This window comes from Ruegeria sp. YKSE079 (assembly GCF_059612845.1).
This window is the reverse complement of the sequence record NZ_JBXWRJ010000028.1, coordinates 1-17,089: the sequence shown is the minus strand read 5'-3', so window position 1 is coordinate 17,089 and position 17,089 is coordinate 1. Positions and strand designations below refer to the sequence as shown.

19 protein-coding genes are annotated in these 17,089 nt (G+C 59.6%); 11 read left to right on the top strand and 8 right to left on the bottom strand.

Annotated elements, in window-relative coordinates; all coding sequences use genetic code 11:
* Window positions 1–98 precede the first annotated feature (98 nt).
* Complete coding sequence (locus AC2FMY_RS19895; protein ID WP_480752035.1) at window positions 99–1,697, bottom strand: phosphoenolpyruvate carboxykinase; 1,599 nt, start codon at window positions 1,695–1,697, stop codon at window positions 99–101.
* 346 nt (window positions 1,698–2,043) lie between these two features.
* Between AC2FMY_RS19895 and AC2FMY_RS19890 the strand changes: the two genes are divergently transcribed.
* The 7 genes from AC2FMY_RS19890 to AC2FMY_RS19860 are packed head-to-tail and all read left to right on the top strand — an operon-like array spanning window position 2,044 to window position 7,452.
* Window positions 2,044–2,748 (top strand): response regulator transcription factor, encoded by a 705-nt coding sequence (locus AC2FMY_RS19890; protein WP_480752033.1) that lies wholly within the window; start codon window positions 2,044–2,046, stop codon window positions 2,746–2,748.
* A gap of 34 nt (window positions 2,749–2,782) precedes the next feature.
* Window positions 2,783–4,489 (top strand): ATP-binding protein, encoded by a 1,707-nt coding sequence (locus AC2FMY_RS19885; RefSeq protein WP_480752031.1) that lies wholly within the window; start codon window positions 2,783–2,785, stop codon window positions 4,487–4,489.
* Window positions 4,490–4,492: 3 nt separating this feature from the next.
* A complete protein-coding gene (locus AC2FMY_RS19880) occupies window positions 4,493–4,963 on the top strand; it encodes an HPr kinase/phosphorylase (protein WP_480752030.1) in 471 nt (156 codons plus the stop codon).
* A complete protein-coding gene (gene rapZ / locus AC2FMY_RS19875) occupies window positions 4,948–5,841 on the top strand; it encodes an RNase adapter RapZ (RefSeq protein WP_496807940.1) in 894 nt (297 codons plus the stop codon). Before AC2FMY_RS19880 ends, rapZ begins: the two co-directional genes overlap by 16 nt.
* The gene (locus AC2FMY_RS19870; protein WP_480752027.1) at window positions 5,838–6,230 is read left to right on the top strand and encodes a PTS sugar transporter subunit IIA; all 393 of its coding nucleotides are present in this window, start codon (window positions 5,838–5,840) and stop codon (window positions 6,228–6,230) included. Before rapZ ends, AC2FMY_RS19870 begins: the two co-directional genes overlap by 4 nt.
* A gap of 16 nt (window positions 6,231–6,246) precedes the next feature.
* A complete protein-coding gene (locus AC2FMY_RS19865; RefSeq protein WP_480752026.1) occupies window positions 6,247–6,516 on the top strand; it encodes an HPr family phosphocarrier protein in 270 nt (89 codons plus the stop codon).
* 42 nt (window positions 6,517–6,558) lie between these two features.
* Window positions 6,559–7,452, top strand: a complete 894-nt coding sequence (locus AC2FMY_RS19860; protein ID WP_480752024.1) for a lysophospholipid acyltransferase family protein — start codon at window positions 6,559–6,561, stop codon at window positions 7,450–7,452.
* Between the two features lie 10 nt (window positions 7,453–7,462).
* Here AC2FMY_RS19860 and AC2FMY_RS19855 read toward each other — a convergent pair whose 3' ends face one another.
* Entirely contained in the window at window positions 7,463–8,338 is an 876-nt protein-coding gene (locus tag AC2FMY_RS19855; protein ID WP_480752022.1) for a 3-hydroxybutyryl-CoA dehydrogenase, read from the bottom strand.
* 90 nt (window positions 8,339–8,428) lie between these two features.
* Here AC2FMY_RS19855 and AC2FMY_RS19850 point away from each other — a divergent pair, with 90 nt between their 5' ends.
* The gene (locus AC2FMY_RS19850; RefSeq protein WP_496807939.1) at window positions 8,429–9,319 is read left to right on the top strand and encodes a DUF6473 family protein; all 891 of its coding nucleotides are present in this window, start codon (window positions 8,429–8,431) and stop codon (window positions 9,317–9,319) included.
* A gap of 48 nt (window positions 9,320–9,367) precedes the next feature.
* Here AC2FMY_RS19850 and AC2FMY_RS19845 read toward each other — a convergent pair whose 3' ends face one another.
* The 6 genes from AC2FMY_RS19845 to AC2FMY_RS19820 form a co-directional block, all read right to left on the bottom strand.
* On the bottom strand, window positions 9,368–10,297 hold the full coding sequence (locus AC2FMY_RS19845) for an electron transfer flavoprotein subunit alpha/FixB family protein (protein WP_480752020.1): 930 nt from the start codon (window positions 10,295–10,297) through the stop codon (window positions 9,368–9,370).
* Entirely contained in the window at window positions 10,297–11,055 is a 759-nt protein-coding gene (locus tag AC2FMY_RS19840; protein ID WP_480752019.1) for an electron transfer flavoprotein subunit beta/FixA family protein, read from the bottom strand. Before AC2FMY_RS19840 ends, AC2FMY_RS19845 begins: the two co-directional genes overlap by 1 nt.
* A gap of 188 nt (window positions 11,056–11,243) precedes the next feature.
* A complete protein-coding gene (locus AC2FMY_RS19835) occupies window positions 11,244–11,816 on the bottom strand; it encodes a cob(I)yrinic acid a,c-diamide adenosyltransferase (protein ID WP_496748357.1) in 573 nt (190 codons plus the stop codon).
* Window positions 11,817–11,819: 3 nt separating this feature from the next.
* Window positions 11,820–12,020 (bottom strand): twin transmembrane helix small protein, encoded by a 201-nt coding sequence (locus AC2FMY_RS19830; protein ID WP_480752015.1) that lies wholly within the window; start codon window positions 12,018–12,020, stop codon window positions 11,820–11,822.
* Between the two features lie 79 nt (window positions 12,021–12,099).
* Window positions 12,100–12,927 carry an SDR family NAD(P)-dependent oxidoreductase gene (locus AC2FMY_RS19825; protein ID WP_496748360.1) on the bottom strand — a complete coding sequence of 276 codons (828 nt, stop codon included), beginning with the start codon at window positions 12,925–12,927 and terminating at the stop codon, window positions 12,100–12,102.
* 68 nt (window positions 12,928–12,995) lie between these two features.
* Window positions 12,996–13,628 carry an SH3 domain-containing protein gene (locus tag AC2FMY_RS19820; protein WP_480752014.1) on the bottom strand — a complete coding sequence of 211 codons (633 nt, stop codon included), beginning with the start codon at window positions 13,626–13,628 and terminating at the stop codon, window positions 12,996–12,998.
* A 200-nt stretch (window positions 13,629–13,828) separates the two neighbouring features.
* On the opposite strand from AC2FMY_RS19820, the gene parC reads away from it, so the two are divergent.
* The 3 genes from parC to AC2FMY_RS19805 form a co-directional block, all read left to right on the top strand.
* Window positions 13,829–16,177 (top strand): DNA topoisomerase IV subunit A, encoded by a 2,349-nt coding sequence (parC, locus tag AC2FMY_RS19815; protein WP_496807938.1) that lies wholly within the window; start codon window positions 13,829–13,831, stop codon window positions 16,175–16,177.
* Window positions 16,178–16,276: 99 nt separating this feature from the next.
* Window positions 16,277–16,855, top strand: a complete 579-nt coding sequence (locus AC2FMY_RS19810; protein WP_480752011.1) for a hypothetical protein — start codon at window positions 16,277–16,279, stop codon at window positions 16,853–16,855.
* Between the two features lie 124 nt (window positions 16,856–16,979).
* Window positions 16,980–17,089, top strand: a 110-nt coding sequence (locus AC2FMY_RS19805; protein ID WP_170611170.1) for a GTP-binding protein, incomplete at its 3' end; no start/stop codon positions are given.

Here is a 17,089-nt window from a genome sequence, read left to right as displayed (position 1 = left end):
GATTTCACTTATGGGTAGAAGTTTCCTGGAAAGTTTCTCGCTAAACGAAAACACCCCCCGTGCGGAACAGGGGGTGTTGCAGAATCAGCCTGGCCTATTCAACCGATTGCGACGGCTTTGACGTCTTCGTCGATGAAAGGCAGGTATTGTTCGAAATTCTCTGCGAACATCTGAACCAGTTTTTCGGCCTGTTTGTCGAATGCGGCCTGATCGTCCCATGTGCGGCGCGGATCAAGAAGAACCTCAGCCACCCCCGGTACCGAAACCGGAACGTCAAAGCCGAAATTGGCGTCCTTGCGGAACTCGGCTTCGGCCAGTGAGCCGTCCAGCGCGGCCGTCAGCAAGGCGCGGGTGGCCTTGATCGGCATCCGGCTGCCAACGCCATAGGCACCGCCGGTCCAACCGGTGTTGACCAGCCAGCAGGTGGCGCCGTGTTGAGCGATCTTGTCGCGCAGCAGGTTGCCATAAACTTCGGGACGGCGCGGCATGAACGGGGCGCCGAAACAGGTTGAAAATGTGGGTTGCGGCTCGGTCACACCACGCTCGGTTCCAGCCACTTTCGAGGTGAAGCCCGACAGGAAGTGGTACATGGCCTGCGCCGGGGTCAGCCGTGCGATCGGGGGCAGAACACCAAATGCGTCACAGGTCAGCATGATGATGTTCTTGGGGTGCCCGCCAAGCGCTGATTTGGACGCGTTCGAGATGTATTCCAGCGGATAGGCACAGCGCATGTTCGCAGTCAGGCTGTCATCGTTGAAATCCAGCTTCTTGGTTTCGGGGTCGAACACCATGTTTTCGATCACGGTGCCGAACTTCTTGGTGGTCGCATAGATTTCCGGCTCGGCCTCGGCATTGAGGTTGATGGTCTTGGCATAGCAGCCACCTTCGAAGTTGAAGGTGCCGCGATCCGACCATCCATGTTCGTCGTCACCGATCAGAACCCGCGCTGGATCTGCCGACAGGGTCGTCTTGCCGGTGCCGCTGAGGCCAAAGAACACGGCGGTGTCAACCGGGTTTCCAACCGCGTGGTTGGCCGAACAGTGCATCGGCATCACGCCTTTTTCCGGCAACATGTAGTTCAGCAGGGTAAACACCGATTTTTTGTTCTCGCCCGCATATTCGGTGCCGCCAATCAGGATCAGCTTGCGGTCAAAGTTCAGCGCAATCACCGTCTCGCTGCGGCAGTTGTGCTTTTTCGGGTCCGCCTTGAAACTGGGGCAGTTGATCACCGTGAAATCAGCGGTGAATTCGTCCAGATCCTCGCGATCCGGGCGGCGCAGGAGGTGACGGATAAACAGATTGTGCCAGGCAAGCTCGGTCACCATGCGCACGTTGATCGAATAGGTCGGGTCGGCGCCGCCAACGAGGTCCTGCACGAAATAATCGCGGCCCTTCATGTGCTCGAGCATGTCCAGATAGAGCGCGTCAAAGCCTTCGGGACTCATTTCGGCGTTGTTTTCCCACCAAATCTTTTCCGCGACGCTCTCGGTCTTTACGACGTGCTTGTCCTTGGGGGAACGCCCGGTGAATTTCCCGGTCGTAACCAGGAAAGCCCCGCCATTGCCCAGCGTGCCTTCGCCACGCTTCAACGCCTCTTCGATCAGCGCCGGTTCCATGAAGTTGTAAAAGACATTGCCCAGACCCTCGATGCCCTGATCCTCGAGGCGGAATTGCGGGTTAACCCGTCCAGATGTCATGCGATTTCTCTCCTATGGCGGCGCGGCGGCGCGCTTGGCCGTTTGCGCTCTTGGGGCAGTTTACCGGCAGAAATGACCGGCGGTCGCGGGGGTCTTATCACGCTAGTTTAGAGCATGAACAGGACGGTTTGGCGCAGTTAGCGCCACCAAGGCGAGGTTTAGCGCAACCATGTATTTAGCGCTCAATTAGGTGGCATCGATTCAATCGGGTTAAGGGTTCTTTGTCTCCAATTGAGCAACAGTTTTTAAGTGATTCGTAGATATGCATTGATTCGTGGTCACAAAAACGCCAAAAATGCATGAAAACTTACGAAGATTGAGCAGTAGAGCAGTAGGGGCACTCCCAATGTCAAAGATTGCACTGGTGGATGACGACAGAAATATTCTGACGTCCGTATCCATGACACTCGAGGCCGAAGGGTTCGAGGTCGAAACATATAACGATGGGCAGGCGGCGCTGGATGCCTTCAACAAGAGACTGCCGGACATGGCGGTTCTGGATATCAAGATGCCACGAATGGATGGCATGGATTTGCTTCAGCGGCTTCGCCAGAAAACCCAGATGCCGGTGATCTTTCTGACGTCGAAAGACGACGAAATAGACGAGGTTCTGGGCCTGAGAATGGGCGCGGACGACTATGTGAAAAAGCCATTCTCGCAACGCCTTCTGGTCGAACGGATTCGTGCGCTTTTGCGTCGGCAGGAGGCCAATTCGGGTGAAGCGATCGAGGTCGGCAATGGCGACGCCAAGGTGATGGAACGCGGACATCTACGGATGGATCCGTTGCGGCATGCGGTCAGTTGGAAGGGAACGGATGTTTCATTGACGGTGACCGAATTCCTTCTTTTGCAAGCGCTGGCGCAGCGGCCGGGTTTCGTCAAGAGCCGCGATCAGCTGATGGATGTCGCTTATGACGATCAGGTCTATGTCGATGATCGCACGATCGACAGCCACATCAAACGCCTGCGCAAAAAAATGCGTATGGCTGATTCGGATTTTTCGGCAATCGAAACGCTGTATGGAATAGGGTACAGATACAACGAAGAATAATCGCCCTTTTGTGGGGGAAGGCGAAGGGATTCTCGTGCGCGACACAGGATCAGCGAACGGGCCACGCGACGGGGATGTGGTTCTTGGGGACGATTGGGTTATCCCGATTGATCCCAATTCACCGGATATGCGTTTTGTCCGTCCCCGGCGGCGCCTGCTGGCGCTGCACAGCTCGACACTTGCGCGCAAGATTATCACGTTCAACCTGATTGCCCTGATCATTCTGGTTGCAGGGCTCTTATGGCTGGATGACACCCGCGAAGACCAGGTGTTGCAGCGGGCAAGTGCCCTGATCAGCGAAGCGGAACTGGCCGGGGACGTATTCGAGGCCAGAATCGCCAGCGATCCAGCCACGATCAACGACAGCGACGAGCTTGATATCGAGGCGACGCTGGCGGGTTTGAGCCTTCGCAATGGCGTCGAGGTTTTCGTTTTCGACCCTCTGGGTGATCTGGCGGGGTGGGTGCGCGGCTCGACCCAGTTGCCCGCGACTGTTTTAAATAGCCGTTTCGACACCGGGCCAACAATTATCAGTGATGGTCTGAACGCGGTCTGGAACGGCATGGCGTCGATTCTGAATGGCAGTCAGTCAAGGCCCTCGCCGGACCTGGCCGAGCAGGTGGGCGCGATGGTACCCGTAACGGTCGAGTCCGGCTCTCGGGTTAGGGCGCTTACCGACGCCCGAGGAGGAACGGTCATTGTGGCCACAACTCCGATACAGCGAGCTGGGCAGACAATTGCGGTTCTGGCGATGGCCGGGCCAGCCGGAGAAATCGACGCACTGGCCCGGCAGGAACAGGAACGTGTCCTGCAGATGTTCGTTGTCGCGCTGCTGGTTTCGGTCGGCCTCAGCCTGGTGTTGGCTTCCACAATCGCCAACCCGCTTGCCGATCTGGCCGAGGCCGCCGAGATGGGCAACGATCATCACAACCAGCGCATCAACCCCGGGCGTATCCGCATACCGGATCTGAGCGCGCGGCCGGATGAGATCGGCCGGCTCAGTCGTGCACTGCGCGGCATGGTGGCGGCGCTCTATAACCGGATCGAGGGCAACGAACAGTTTGCTGCGGATGTTTCGCACGAAATCAAGAATCCGCTCGCCAGTCTGCAATCGGCGGTTGGCACGTTGCGCGTGGTCAAGAAGGAAGAACAGCGCGAAAAGCTGCTGGAGATCATCGAGCACGATGTGCGTCGACTGGATCGCCTGGTCAGCGACATATCAAACGCATCGCGGCTGGATGCCGAACTGGTGAAAGAAGACGAAGAACCGTTCGATATGCTTGCGATGCTTGACAACCTGGGTCAGTTCCTGGGCGAAGACGCACGTTCGAAAGGGATAGATTATATAACGGACATGCCCAACGAACCCATTACAATTCGGGGGCTGGAAGCGCGATTGGCGCAGGTGTTCGTCAACCTCATCACCAACGCGATTTCCTTCTGTGGCGAAGGCGATGCCATTCGCGTCTGGGCGCGGCGTCGGGATGGCCGCGTGCTGATCGTGGTCGAGGATACCGGGCCTGGAATTCCCGATCAGGCGCTGACAAAGATCTTCAAGCGGTTCTATTCGCAGCGTCCCGAGGAGCATTTCGGCAATAATTCTGGGCTGGGGCTGGCCATTTCGAAACAAATCGTCGAGGCCCATGGCGGCGTCATCTGGGCCGAGAACATCCGGCCCACGGATGCCGACGTCACCTCGGACCCACTTGGCGCCCGCTTTGTCGTGGCGCTACCGATCTGAGTTATGAGCGTCGATGCGCTGTCCCGCATGGCCGAAAAGCGCAATGCCACGATCCACGGAAGTTGCGTGGCGGTCGGTGGCAATGGGCTGTTGATCGTCGGGTCCTCCGGATCCGGCAAGTCGTCACTGGCCTTAACTCTTGTTGGATATGGCGCGGAACTGGTTGCCGATGATCAGGTCGAACTCCGAATGGAGAACGACCGGGTTCTGGCGCAATCGCCTGCCGCCATTTCCGGCCTGATCGAGGCGCGCGGCCTCGGCCTGATCCGATGTCCGCCGACCGGGTCGGTACCGTTGGCTTACGTGGTGGATCTGGATCAGATCGAAGAAGATCGTTTCCCCGAACACAGGACGGTCCGGGTGCTGAGGCAATCTGTGCCCTTGCTTCGAGCTGTCAAGGCCCCACACTTCGCTCCATCTCTGATGCAACTTCTCAAGATAGGGCGTGTCGACCCGGAATGGCCCAGCAAATGACTCCGCAGCAACGTATCGTGTTGGTCACGGGACCATCCGGAGCGGGCCGTTCGACCGCTATCCATGTGTTGGAAGATCTGGGGTTCGAAGCCATCGACAATCTGCCCATGGGATTGCTGACGCGGCTTCTGGACGGGGGGGAGCAGTCGCGTCCTATGGCGCTGGGCATCGACGCGCGGAACCGCGATTTCTCGACCATCGGGTTTCTGGAACTGATCGAACGGCTGGGCCGGATGGAAAGTATCGATCTGACGACGCTGTATCTGGATTGCAGCGAAGAAGTTCTGCTGCGCCGGTTCTCCGAGACCCGCCGACGTCACCCGCTTGCGCCCGGTGCCAGCCCCGAGGCGGGTATCCTGCAAGAGTTGGAGGTGCTGCAACCAATTCGCGAAATTGCAGATTCTCTGATCGATACAAGCAACCTGAATATCCATCAGTTGCGAGAAGAGGTGGAAAGGTGGTTCGCACCAGAGGAAGGGCGGCATTTGGCGGTATCCATCGAATCCTTTTCCTATAAACGCGGCCTGCCGCGGGGACTCGATATGGTGTTCGATTGTCGGTTTCTGGCCAATCCCTATTGGAAGCCTGAGTTGAGGGCCGCCGACGGTCGCAACGCGGATGTTGCCACCTATGTCGCGACCGACCCGAACTATGCCCCGTTTTTCGAGCGCGTGGTCGACCTCCTTTGGACGCTTCTTCCGGCCTTTCGGGCGGAAGGCAAGGCGCATCTGTCGGTGGCCTTTGGCTGTACTGGTGGACAACACCGTTCAGTCGCATTAGCGGAAGCTGTTGCAAAGGCCCTTGCAGAAAAGGGGCAGCAGGTGTCAATTAGGCACCGCGAAATGGAACGTCGCGCAGCGAAGGTAAGACCGGGTTGATCGGGATCGTAATCGTAGCACATGGGGGGCTGGCCAAGGAGTATCTGGCCGCGATGCAGCATGTCGTGGGCAAGCAGCCTGGATTGGCCGCGATCTCTATCGAGGCGGATCATGATCGCGACGAAAAACAACGCGAGATCTGTGCCGCCGCCGATGAGGTGGATACTGGCGACGGGGTTGTCGTGGTCACCGACCTGTTCGGCGGCAGTCCTTCGAACCTCAGCTTGCGGGCCTGTGCGCCTCAGGATCGGCGAATCCTATATGGCGCAAATTTGCCGATGCTGATCAAACTGGCCAAAAGCCGACACCTGCCCGTGGGGGATGCCGTCCGGCAGGCCATGGAAGCGGGCAGAAAATACATAAACACCAAAAATGTGACCCTCGATTGAATCTGGACAGATTGAAATGGCGACGCGAAGTTTAAAGATTGTAAATGAAAAAGGCCTGCACGCGCGCGCCTCGGCCAAGCTGGTTGAGGTTGTTGAAGGGTTTGACGCTACGGCAGAAGTGTCAAAAGACGGACTTTCCGCCTCGGGCGACAGTATCATGGGCCTTTTGATGTTGGCAGCGTCGAACGGAACAACTATTGACGTTGAGACGTCCGGACCTGATGCTGAGGCGTTGGCGGAAGCGTTGGAGTCCCTGGTGAACGACAAGTTCGGCGAAGGGTACTGAGCGCGCCGCGCTTTGCGACGTGAAGAACGGGAAGACCAAGACTTGGCGGAAACCGCGCACAACAGCAAAGTCGACCCTGTGGTTGATGGGGCCACTGAACAGGGCGAAATCTACGACCGTAGAACCTTGACCTATGCCAACTCGTTTGATGATCTGTGGACGGCAACGGCCATTCGAGCCATCGAATGGTTCACGGGCAAGCTGACGATTTTGCGGATGGTCAGCAAGTTCGAGAAGAAGAACGAGCAATATCGCGGCCAGAGGTTTTGGGGCGGTGCGCTTGAAGTGATGGGGATCGATCTGTTGACCCCGGACGAGCAGATAGCGCGCATCCCGAAAAAAGGGCCGGTTGTCGTTGTCGCTAACCATCCACACGGCATGGTTGACGGCATGATTCTGGCCGAGTTGATTGGGCGGGTTCGGCAAGATTATCGAATTCTGACCCGATCGGTACTGACCGGGCTGGATGAGGCGGCGACCTCGTTCATGATCCCGGTGCCTTTCCCGCACGATCCCGAAGCGCAGTCCAAGATGATCGAGATGCGGGCCAAGGCGATGACGCACTTGAAGGAAGGCGGCGTCGTGGCGCTGTTTCCGTCGGGCGTCGTGATGTCATCCGACAACTGGTTCGGCCCTGCAATTGAACGGGAATGGAACGTCTTTACCGCACAAATGATCCGCCGATCAAAGGCGCGCGTGGTCCCCATCTATTTCCCGGGGCGCAATTCGCGCGCCTATCAGATCGCCTGCCAGGTCTCGCCGATCCTGCGTCAGGGTCTTTTGCTGCACGAGATCGTGCGATCCTGCAAGAAACCGCAGGCCCCGGTTATCGGCCATCCAATCCCGGATGAGGACATGGAGCTGCTGGAAAAAGACCCGCGCGGGTTTATGGCCTGGTTGAGGGATCACACCATGGGCCTTGTGAAGGGCGGCTGACCGGTTCCGGTTATCTGGTCGGAACCGGAACTTCCCCGCGATAGTCATAGAACCCGCGTTCGGTCTTGCGGCCAAGCCAACCGGCCTCGACATATTTGGTGAGCAAGGGACAGGGACGATACTTGGTATCCGCCAGTCCTTCGTGCAGCACGTTCATGATCGCAAGGCATGTATCGAGGCCGATAAAGTCGGCCAGTTCCAGCGGACCCATTGGATGATTGGCGCCCAGCTTCATCGATTGGTCGATGGACTGCACGCTGCCGACGCCTTCGTAAAGCGTATAGACCGCTTCGTTGATCATCGGCATCAGGATGCGGTTGACGATGAAGGCGGGAAAATCTTCGGCGCTGGCGGCCGTTTTGCCCAGCTTGTCCACCACCGCTTTGCATGCACTGAAGGTTTGTTCGTCGGTGGCGATGCCGCGGATCAGTTCGACCAGTTGCATCACGGGAACCGGGTTCATGAAATGGAAACCCATGAACCGCTCGGGCCGGTCGGTGCGGCTGGCCAGACGTGTGATCGAAATCGACGAGGTGTTCGACGTCAGGATCGTATGGGGCAACAAGTGCGGTTGCAGATCTTCAAAGATCGCTTGCTTGATTGCTTCGCGCTCGGTCGCGGCCTCGATCACCAGATCGGTTTGGCCCAAATCGGGTAGGTTTAGCGTGGTTTTGATGCGTTTTAGCGCTGCTTGCATGTCGTCGTCGGATATTTTTCCGCGCGAGGCTTGACGGGCCATATTTGCCTCGATCGTCTCGATGGCCTGATCCAGTGCCTGCTGGCTGACATCGGTCAGCAGCACCTCGTAATCGGCCAGCGCCATGACGTGCGCGATGCCGTTTCCCATCTGGCCTGCGCCAATCACTCCGACCGTTTTGATGTCCATCTCTGTGGTGCCTTTCTCGCGGGTTACGTGGACATTACCGGCAGGGTGGGGGCGGCGGCAAGAGGGGGTGAAGCACTGCTTTTGCTTCAAATGCGCGCATTAAAACTTTTGCAAGGCCTGCGGCGTCATGGTGTCGGTCGGGTGAAGAAAACAAGGGTGATGAACATGGGCTTTGACAGATTGGGTGTGAATGCGCCGGAGGATCCGAGTTGCCAATACGAGGCGGGGGGGCTCCATTTTCGGGGGCCCAAACGGGAATTTGGCGCGAACTGTGCGATTTGTACCGGTGGAACAGAGACCTTTGGACGATTTGTACAGGAGCCATTCCCCGCCTTGCTGGAAAAACGGCTGGGTCAACCTTGTGTCAACCTGGGGTCTGTCAGCTGTGGGTTCGAAGCGCTGGCCGCCACTCCCTTCGTTCGGGCGCGGATCAATGAGGCGTCGTTTTGCGTGGTCCAGTTGCCGGGCGTTCAGGTGCTGTCGAACCGGCTTTATCGCGTGCACCCGCGCCGGAACGACAGGTTCCTGGAGCCATCGGAAGACCTGAGAGATTTGTACCCCGAGGTCGACTTTGCCGAGATCCATTTCACACGGCATCTTCTGGATACATTGCGAGCGCAGGATGATGCACGGTTCGAAGTCGTAAAGCAGGACCTTCAGGAGGGCTGGGTCGAGCGGATGAGAGGTTTCCTGACCGGAATCGAAGTTCCCGCACTCTCGCTCTGGCTGCGCTATGAAAGGTCGGACGATGCCAGTGACGAGCCGGAGCCATATCTGGTCGATGAGGCGATGGTGGCGCAACTGAATGGGTTTTGCGCGACGGTGGTCGAGGTGCCGGTGCGTACCTGCGGCGATTCCGAGGAACTGGCGGATGCCCTGTTCGGAACATTGCAGCAACCGATGGCGGAGCATTTGATCGGTCCGGCAACGCATCAGATCATCGCTGACAGGCTGTATCGTGCGGTGATGGACCTGCAATGAAAAAGGCCCGCCGGTTGGGCGGGCCTTTGAATTTCTGCCAGAGCCGTTTCAGCCCAGCTTTTCGGTCAGTTCCGGGACGGCCTGGAACAGGTCGGCGACGAGGCCGAAATCGGCAACCTGGAAAATCGGTGCTTCTTCGTCCTTGTTGATCGCGACGATGATCTTGGAGTCCTTCATGCCGGCCAGGTGCTGGATCGCGCCCGAGATGCCCACTGCGACATAGAGGTTGGGGGCGACGACCTTGCCGGTCTGACCCACCTGCCAGTCGTTCGGTGCATAGCCCGAGTCGACCGCCGCGCGCGAGGCGCCAACGGCTGCGCCCAGCTTGTCGGCCAGACCTTCGATCAGTTTGAAGTCTTCTTCCGAGCCAACGCCACGGCCGCCCGAGACGACGATGCCGGCCGAGGTCAGTTCCGGACGGTCGCTGGCAGCAACCTTGTCCTCGACCCAGGACGACAGGCCGGGGTTTTCGCCAACCGAAATGGTTTCGACCGGGGCCGAGCCGCCTTCGCCAGCGGCGTCGAAAGTCGAGGTGCGGATGGTGACAACCTTTTTGGCGTCCGACGACTTGACGGTCTGGATCGCGTTACCCGCATAGATCGGGCGTTCGAAGGTCGAGCCGTCAACCACGCCCGAGACATCCGAGATCACCATCGCGTCCAGCAGGGCCGCAACGCGCGGCATCACGTTCTTGGCGTCGGTGGTGGCAGGAGCAACGATATGCTCGTACCCATCGGCCAGCGACACGATCAGGGCTGCGGTGGATTCGGCCAGGCGGTGGCCCAGCGACGCGTCTTCGGCAACCAGCACCTTGGACACACCTTCGATCCTGGCGGCTGCTTCGCCCGCGGCGGCGGCTGATGCACCAGCGGCCAGCACGGTGATGTCACCCAGAGCTTTCGCGGCACTCACGGCCTTGGCGGTGGCGTCGACGCTCAGTTCGCCATTGTTGACTTCGGCAAGGAGAAGAACAGCCATTACACAGCCCCCGCTTCTTTCAGTTTCGAAACCAGTTCGTCCACCGAGCCGACGATGATGCCAGCGGCGCGTGCCGGCGGCTCTTCGGTCTTGACGATCTCGAGGCGCGGCGTGACGTCGACGCCGTAATCGGCGGCGGTTTTCTCGTCCAGCGGCTTTTTCTTGGCCTTCATGATGTTGGGCAGCGACGCATAGCGCGGTTCGTTCAGGCGCAGGTCAACGGTCACGATGGTCGGCATCTTGACGCTGATGGTCTGCAGACCGCCGTCAACCTCGCGGGTGATTTTCGCGCTGTCGCCTTCGATGTCCAGTTCCGAGGCAAAGGTGCCCTGCGACCAGCCCAGCAGGGCCGACAACATCTGCCCGGTTGCGTTCATGTCGTTGTCGATGGCCTGCTTGCCGCAGAGAACGATGCCGGGCTGCTCTTCCTCGACAACCTTGGCGAGGATCTTGGCGACGGCCAGCGGTTCGATATCGGTGTGCACGTCATCGGCGGCGACAACCAGAATGGCGCGGTCGGCGCCCATGGCCAGCGCGGTGCGCAGGGTTTCCTGCGCCTGCTTGACGCCGATCGAAACGGCCACGACCTCGTCAGCCTGACCTTTTTCCTTCAGGCGGATGGCCTCTTCGACTGCGATCTCGTCGAACGGGTTCATCGACATTTTGACATTGGCGAGATCAACTCCGCTTCCGTCCGCTTTCACGCGAACCTTCACGTTGTAGTCAATCACGCGCTTGACAGGCACAAGTACCTTCATCTCTGCGTTTTCTCCTTACAAAACGGCAAGCCGCGTTGCGACTCCACCAATGCTCTCGCCGCGTTAGATAACGAGTCATGCCACGTCGCAACAGAGCAAAATCGTCACGTCATGGTCTTGAGACGTCGCGTTTCGCGAATTTGCGGCGATAAGGCGCAACAAAGTTTCGTGTCGAAGCCGCCTTTGCGTCAGCGGTTTGCACCCGGAACCCAAAGAACGTCGTCCTTGCCACCATTATTGGCGACGCGCGCTGCGACGAAAAACCAGTCGCTGAGGCGGTTGAGGTATTTCACCGCGGCCTCGTTCACCGGTTCCATGTTCGAAAGCTCCACCGCCAGTCGTTCGGCCCGCCGCGACACGGTGCGGCAGACATGCAGCTGGGCTGCCAGCCGCGAGCCGCCGGGCAGGATGAAACTGCGCAGCGGTTGCAGGTCGGTGTTCATCGCGTCGATTTCCGACTCCAGCCGTTCAACCTGGCTTTGGATCATGCGCAGAGGCGGGTATTCAGCCTCGGCATCCTTGTCCATGTCCGGGCGGCACAGGTCGGCGCCCAGATCGAACAGGTCGTTCTGAATGCGCGACAGGGCGGCGTCGATGTCGCCTGCGGCCTCAAGCCGGGCAACGCCGACAAAGGCATTCAACTCGTCCACCGTGCCATAGGCGGCAACGCGGCCCGAGTATTTCGCGACCCGTTCGCCGTTGCCAAGGGCAGTTTTGCCGCCGTCGCCGGTGCGGGTGTAGATCTTGTTCAGGACGACCATCGGTTATCCCCCCTGTCCGCGCAGATAGACGAAGAGCACGATCAGAACCACCGCGATGAACTGGAACAGGATGCGCAGGCGCATCATCTTGTTGGATCGCATGGCGGCGTCGGCGCCGCTTTTGCCGAAATTGGCGATACCAAGGATCAGAACGACGACCACGGCCGCCATCGCCAAAAGCAAGATCACCATGAGAAGGTCCATGAAGCCCCCTTGCGCGTTTGAGGTTGCGTTCGGCCTGATCTAGCCGGGTTGGGCCAAAAAGCGAACCGGTAATTTCGCTTCAGACGCGGGAGAGAATGCGATCGACCGCCCCGGTCGGCAGCACCCGGCGCAGATATCCGGCGATATATGTTGGCGTGGTCACGTAGTAACGGGCGCGGGGATATTTCGCGCTGACTGCGTGGGCCAGTTTTTCTGTGACGGCCGAGGCGGGGAGTTCGAAACGGTCAGGCCCTTTCCCTTCGTAAAGCCTTTTGAGTAGTGAGTTTTCGTATTTGTCGCGCAGGGCGGAGTTTTCCCAGTCGATGAAGCGTTCGAAGACGGGGATCGCTTTCTCGCGCAGTTTCGACGTGATCGGGCCGGGTTCGATCAGGATCACCTTGATGCCGGTGTCGCGCAATTCCAGCCGCAGCGTGTCGCTGAGCCCCTCGACCGCGTATTTGGTGGCGACATAGGCGCCGCGCCACGGGAAGGCGACGAGGCCCAGCACCGAGGAGTTCTGAACGATTCGCCCGTGCCCCTGCGCCCGCATGACCGGGATCACCTGCCGGGTCAGCTCGTGCCAGCCAAAAACGTTGGTCTCGAATATGTGGCGCAGACCGTCCAGCGGGACGTCCTCGACCGCGCCGGGCAGGCCGTGTGCGCCGTTGTTGAACAGCGCGTCCAGCGTGCCGCTGGTGGCGTCGAGCACCTCAAGCAGCCCGGTACGGATGCTGTCGGCGTCGGTGTAGTCGATTCGCGGGCTGTCGAAGCCCTGCGCCCGCAGGCGGTCGCAATCCCGCTGTTGCCGGCACGATGCGAAGACCCGCCAGCCCCTTGCGCGCATGCCGTGCGCCGCGTCCAGACCGATACCAGAGGAGCAACCCGTGATGAGAATGGATTTCTGCATGGCAATCCCAACGATGAACTTCGCCAATAGCTATTGCGAGGTTCCCTGCGGGGCAATGCCGCCTGACGTCAGTTTGACTTTTTGCTGATCAGTGAGGTGGAAATCCAGCCCATATGTTGCTCGGGCAACACGCGCAGGCGCAGCCAGCCGGTTCCCGAATCGTCGAGCACTTCGACCTGGTGTCCGATCGTGAGGCGCGAGATCACGGGATAGATGGTGCCCGGACCGCTGCGCATGTTAACGCGCGCGCCGGTGATTTCGCGAATGTCTCGGGAAGGTTCCGCCGGTTCGGCGGGCTGAACTATCTCAGGCTCGGATGGGGCCACGTCCTGACGCATGCCGGTCGCGCCCTCCTGCAGCGAGGCGAGGGTGATGGGGGCGTCTTGTGTCTGGAACAGGGAGCCATTCGCATTTACCCCGAACGAGGCCTGCGACAGCAGTGCGCGGGATTCTTCGGCCGAGAGCGTGATTTCCGTGTCCTGTGGGGCCTGAACGGTCTTGACCTGACCCAGCGCCGCCTTGGTGACCAGCTCCTCGGCGTTGATCGGGAAGACCAGCGATTTTGGTTCTGCAGGCCGCGCCGTGGCAACGCGTTCGGGTTCCGGGGCGCGCACGCCGCGCGGTTCGAAATCAGCGCCGCCGCTCATTTCATAAAAGGCCCAGCCCAGAAAGGCGAAAGTCAGAACAATCAGGCGCGTCATGGCGCATCCCCCAGGAAATCGTTAAAGCAAAAATTTGCAGTGAGTCTATGGATGAAAGCCTAGCATAAATTCACCCCTGAGTCGAAAAACGGGGAAAATCCGCCGGTTACCTCCCCCTTGTTGCAAAAGACCGACTTGTCCCCAGCAAAATGCGCTCTGCTTGCTTTACCAGCGTGTCTTTGCGTCGTATCACATCATCTATGAACGATATCGTTGACGACCCCAATATGGAGACCCCCGAAGGCGGGTCAGAGGTGGCAGAACCGCTGCGCCGCGCGATTGGCGAGCGCTATCTGACTTATGCGCTGTCCACCATCATGCACCGGGCTCTGCCCGATGCGCGGGACGGGTTGAAGCCGGTTCACCGACGAATCCTCTATGCGATGAGAGAGTTGCGACTCAGCGCAACCGGAGGTTTCCGAAAGTCTGCCAAGATTTCAGGCGACGTGATGGGCAACTATCACCCGCACGGCGATGCCGCGATCTATGACGCGATGGCGCGTCTGGCGCAGGATTTCAACGTCCGCTATCCGCTGGTCGACGGGCAGGGGAATTTCGGCAATATCGACGGCGATAACCCGGCAGCCTCGCGCTATACCGAGGCGCGGATGACCATCGTGGCCGAAGCGCTGCTGGAAGGGTTGAACGAGGACGCTGTCGATTTCCGCGACAACTATGATGGCACGCTGACCGAACCTGTTGTGCTGCCCGCACAGTTCCCCAACCTGCTTGCCAACGGCGCCAGCGGTATCGCGGTGGGGATGGCGACGAATATCCCGCCGCACAACATCGCGGAGCTGTGTGATGCCTGTCTGCATCTGATCAAGGCACCGGATGCGCGCGACGACACATTGTTGAACTATGTGCCGGGGCCGGATTTTCCGACGGGTGGTGTCATTGTCGAGCCGGCCGAGAATATCGCGCAGGCCTATCGCACCGGGCGCGGTTCGTTCCGGTTGCGCTGCAAATATGAAGTCGAGGATCTGGGCCGGGGTCAGTGGCAGATCATCGTCACCGAGATTCCTTATCAGGTTCAGAAATCCAAGCTGATCGAAAAGATCGCGGAACTGATCCAGACCAAGAAAATCCCGATCCTCGCCGATGTGCGCGATGAATCCGCCGACGATATTCGCCTGATCCTCGAGCCACGCTCCAAGAACGTGGACCCCGAGGTGCTGATGGGCATGCTCTATCGCAACTCGGATCTTGAGGTGCGGTTCAGCCTGAACATGAACGTGCTGATCGACGGCGTGACGCCCAAGGTCTGCTCGATGAAGGAGGTGCTGCGCGCCTTCCTTGATCACCGGCAAGAGGTGTTGCTGCGCCGGTCGCGCCACCGTATGGCCAAGATCGACCACCGGCTGGAAGTATTGGAGGGCTTTATCGTTGCCTTCCTCAACCTCGACCGGGTGATCGATATCATCCGTTACGACGACGACCCCAAGGCCGCGCTGATGCGCGAGAACTGGGGCGTTGATCACGTCCGCGCCACCAGCGAGGCCGACTATATCGCTCCGGCGCGGGGCGAGGGCGAGTTGTCGGAGGTGCAGGCCGAGGCGATCCTCAACATGCGCCTGCGCAGCCTGCGCCGCCTGGAAGAGATGGAGCTGGTGCGCGAGCGGGATGCGTTGATGGAGGAGCGCGCCGGGCTTGAGGACCTGCTGGCCGACGAAGGCCTGCAATGGGCCAGTATTGCCGAACAGTTGAAAGAGACGAAAAAGACCTTTGGCAAGGAGTATGAAGGCGGTGCGCGCCGTACCCGTTTTGCCGAGGCTGGCGAGGTCGAGGAGGTGCCGCTGGAGGCGATGATCGACCGCGAACCGATCACGGTCGTCTGTTCCCAGATGGGCTGGATCCGCGCGATGACCGGCCATATCGACCTGACCCGCGAATTGAAGTTCAAGGATGGCGACGGCCCGCGTTTCATCTTTCACGCGGAAACCACCGACCGGCTGCTGGTGTTCGCCTCGAACGGGCGGTTCTACACCCTCAGCGCCGCCAATCTTCCCGGTGGGCGCGGCATGGGCGAGCCGCTGCGCCTGATGGTGGACCTGCCGAACGAGGCGCAGATCGTCGATATCCTGATCCACAAGCCGGGGCGCAAGCTGTTGGTGGCCTCGGATGCGGGCAACGGTTTCATGGTGCCCGAAGAGGACGTGGTGGCGCAGACGCGCGCGGGCAAGCAGGTGCTGAACGTCAAGGACGACGAACGGGCGTTGATCTGCAAGCCGGTCGAAGGTGATCACGTGGCGGTGGTGTCGCAGAATGGCAAGTTCCTGGTCTTCCCGATCGGCGACCTGCCCGAGATGACGCGCGGCAAGGGCGTGCGGCTGCAGAAATACAACATGGCGCGGGGTCGTCAGGGGACGCTGGAGCTGGATGGCGGGCTGAGCGATCTGACCACGTTCAACTGGGCCGATGGGTTGAAATGGTCGATGGGCGGGGACAAGACGCGGCACGAGCCGGACCTTGGTCAATGGCTGTCGAAACGTGCCGGTGTCGGCAAGAAACCGCCCTATGGCTTCCCGCGTGATTACAAGTTTTCCTGATCCGATGGCCGGAAGTTGCGATATCGGGCCGATACGGCTTGGCATGGGCGGCATGGGTGCGATACATCGGTTGAAACCGAGGCTTATCGAGAAGACGCAATGATCCGCATCCTGACCGTTGTCGCAGGCCTGACCCTGCTTGGCGCCTGTACCGAAACGCTGGTGGATGAAGCGCCCGAAGAGTTGGGCGAGTTCAAGTTGCGGGTCAACTATGCCTATGCGGACAAGGCGGTGCAGGGGCCGATCTCGCGCGATGCGACGCCCAAGGAATGGACCGATGCGATCCAGAAGGCGGTCGATATCCGGTTGGGCCGATACGAAGGGTCGCAGGAATACGATATCGGCATCAGCCTCGAAGGGTACATGCTGGCGCCGCCGGGCGTGCCGGTGATCTATAACCCCAAGAGCACGGCCATCGTTCTGGTGAATGTCTATGACGTCGGCAAGAAGGAATATCTGGCCAAGGCGCACCAGATGCAGGTTCTCGAAGATACCACCAGCGAAAGCGCTCTGGTGGGGTCGGGCAATGCCCGCACCAAGGAAGAGCAGATGAGCGGGCTGGCTCTGAAAGTGGCTGACCGGGTGGAAGAGTGGTTCGCCGACGAGCACCGCAAGAACGGCTGGTTCGACAAGCGTCCCGAACCGGTCGATGGCGAGGCGGTCGCCGAGGCGGAATAAAACGGGGCATTTGCCCGCCTTTCTTGCAGGATGCGCTTGATTTTCCCCTTTGAACCAAATATTCCGCGCGCGCAGAGGAAACCGGGACCAAGGGTCCCCCAAACCACAAAAGGGCGCCTGAGGAATGGCAAAGGAAAAGTTTGAGCGTAACAAACCGCACGTCAACATCGGCACGATCGGCCACGTTGACCACGGCAAGACGACGCTGACGGCGGCGATCACCAAGTATTTCGG

What these genes read in the sequence shown, in the direction of transcription:
- AC2FMY_RS19895 (WP_480752035.1), bottom strand. Translation starts at nt 1,697, where the DNA reads ATGACATCTGGACGGGTTAACCCGCAATTCCGCCTCGAGGATCAGGGC.
- AC2FMY_RS19890 (WP_480752033.1), top strand. Translation starts at nt 2,044, where the DNA reads ATGTCAAAGATTGCACTGGTGGATGACGACAGAAATATTCTGACGTCC.
- AC2FMY_RS19880 (WP_480752030.1), top strand. Translation starts at nt 4,493, where the DNA reads ATGAGCGTCGATGCGCTGTCCCGCATGGCCGAAAAGCGCAATGCCACG.
- rapZ (WP_496807940.1), top strand. Translation starts at nt 4,948, where the DNA reads ATGGCCCAGCAAATGACTCCGCAGCAACGTATCGTGTTGGTCACGGGA.
- AC2FMY_RS19865 (WP_480752026.1), top strand. Translation starts at nt 6,247, where the DNA reads ATGGCGACGCGAAGTTTAAAGATTGTAAATGAAAAAGGCCTGCACGCG.
- AC2FMY_RS19855 (WP_480752022.1), bottom strand. Translation starts at nt 8,338, where the DNA reads ATGGACATCAAAACGGTCGGAGTGATTGGCGCAGGCCAGATGGGAAAC.
- AC2FMY_RS19850 (WP_496807939.1), top strand. Translation starts at nt 8,429, where the DNA reads ATGCGCGCATTAAAACTTTTGCAAGGCCTGCGGCGTCATGGTGTCGGT.
- AC2FMY_RS19845 (WP_480752020.1), bottom strand. Translation starts at nt 10,297, where the DNA reads ATGGCTGTTCTTCTCCTTGCCGAAGTCAACAATGGCGAACTGAGCGTC.
- AC2FMY_RS19840 (WP_480752019.1), bottom strand. Translation starts at nt 11,055, where the DNA reads ATGAAGGTACTTGTGCCTGTCAAGCGCGTGATTGACTACAACGTGAAG.
- AC2FMY_RS19835 (WP_496748357.1), bottom strand. Translation starts at nt 11,816, where the DNA reads ATGGTCGTCCTGAACAAGATCTACACCCGCACCGGCGACGGCGGCAAA.
- AC2FMY_RS19830 (WP_480752015.1), bottom strand. Translation starts at nt 12,020, where the DNA reads ATGGACCTTCTCATGGTGATCTTGCTTTTGGCGATGGCGGCCGTGGTC.
- AC2FMY_RS19825 (WP_496748360.1), bottom strand. Translation starts at nt 12,927, where the DNA reads ATGCAGAAATCCATTCTCATCACGGGTTGCTCCTCTGGTATCGGTCTG.
- AC2FMY_RS19820 (WP_480752014.1), bottom strand. Translation starts at nt 13,628, where the DNA reads ATGACGCGCCTGATTGTTCTGACTTTCGCCTTTCTGGGCTGGGCCTTT.
- parC (WP_496807938.1), top strand. Translation starts at nt 13,829, where the DNA reads ATGAACGATATCGTTGACGACCCCAATATGGAGACCCCCGAAGGCGGG.
- AC2FMY_RS19810 (WP_480752011.1), top strand. Translation starts at nt 16,277, where the DNA reads ATGATCCGCATCCTGACCGTTGTCGCAGGCCTGACCCTGCTTGGCGCC.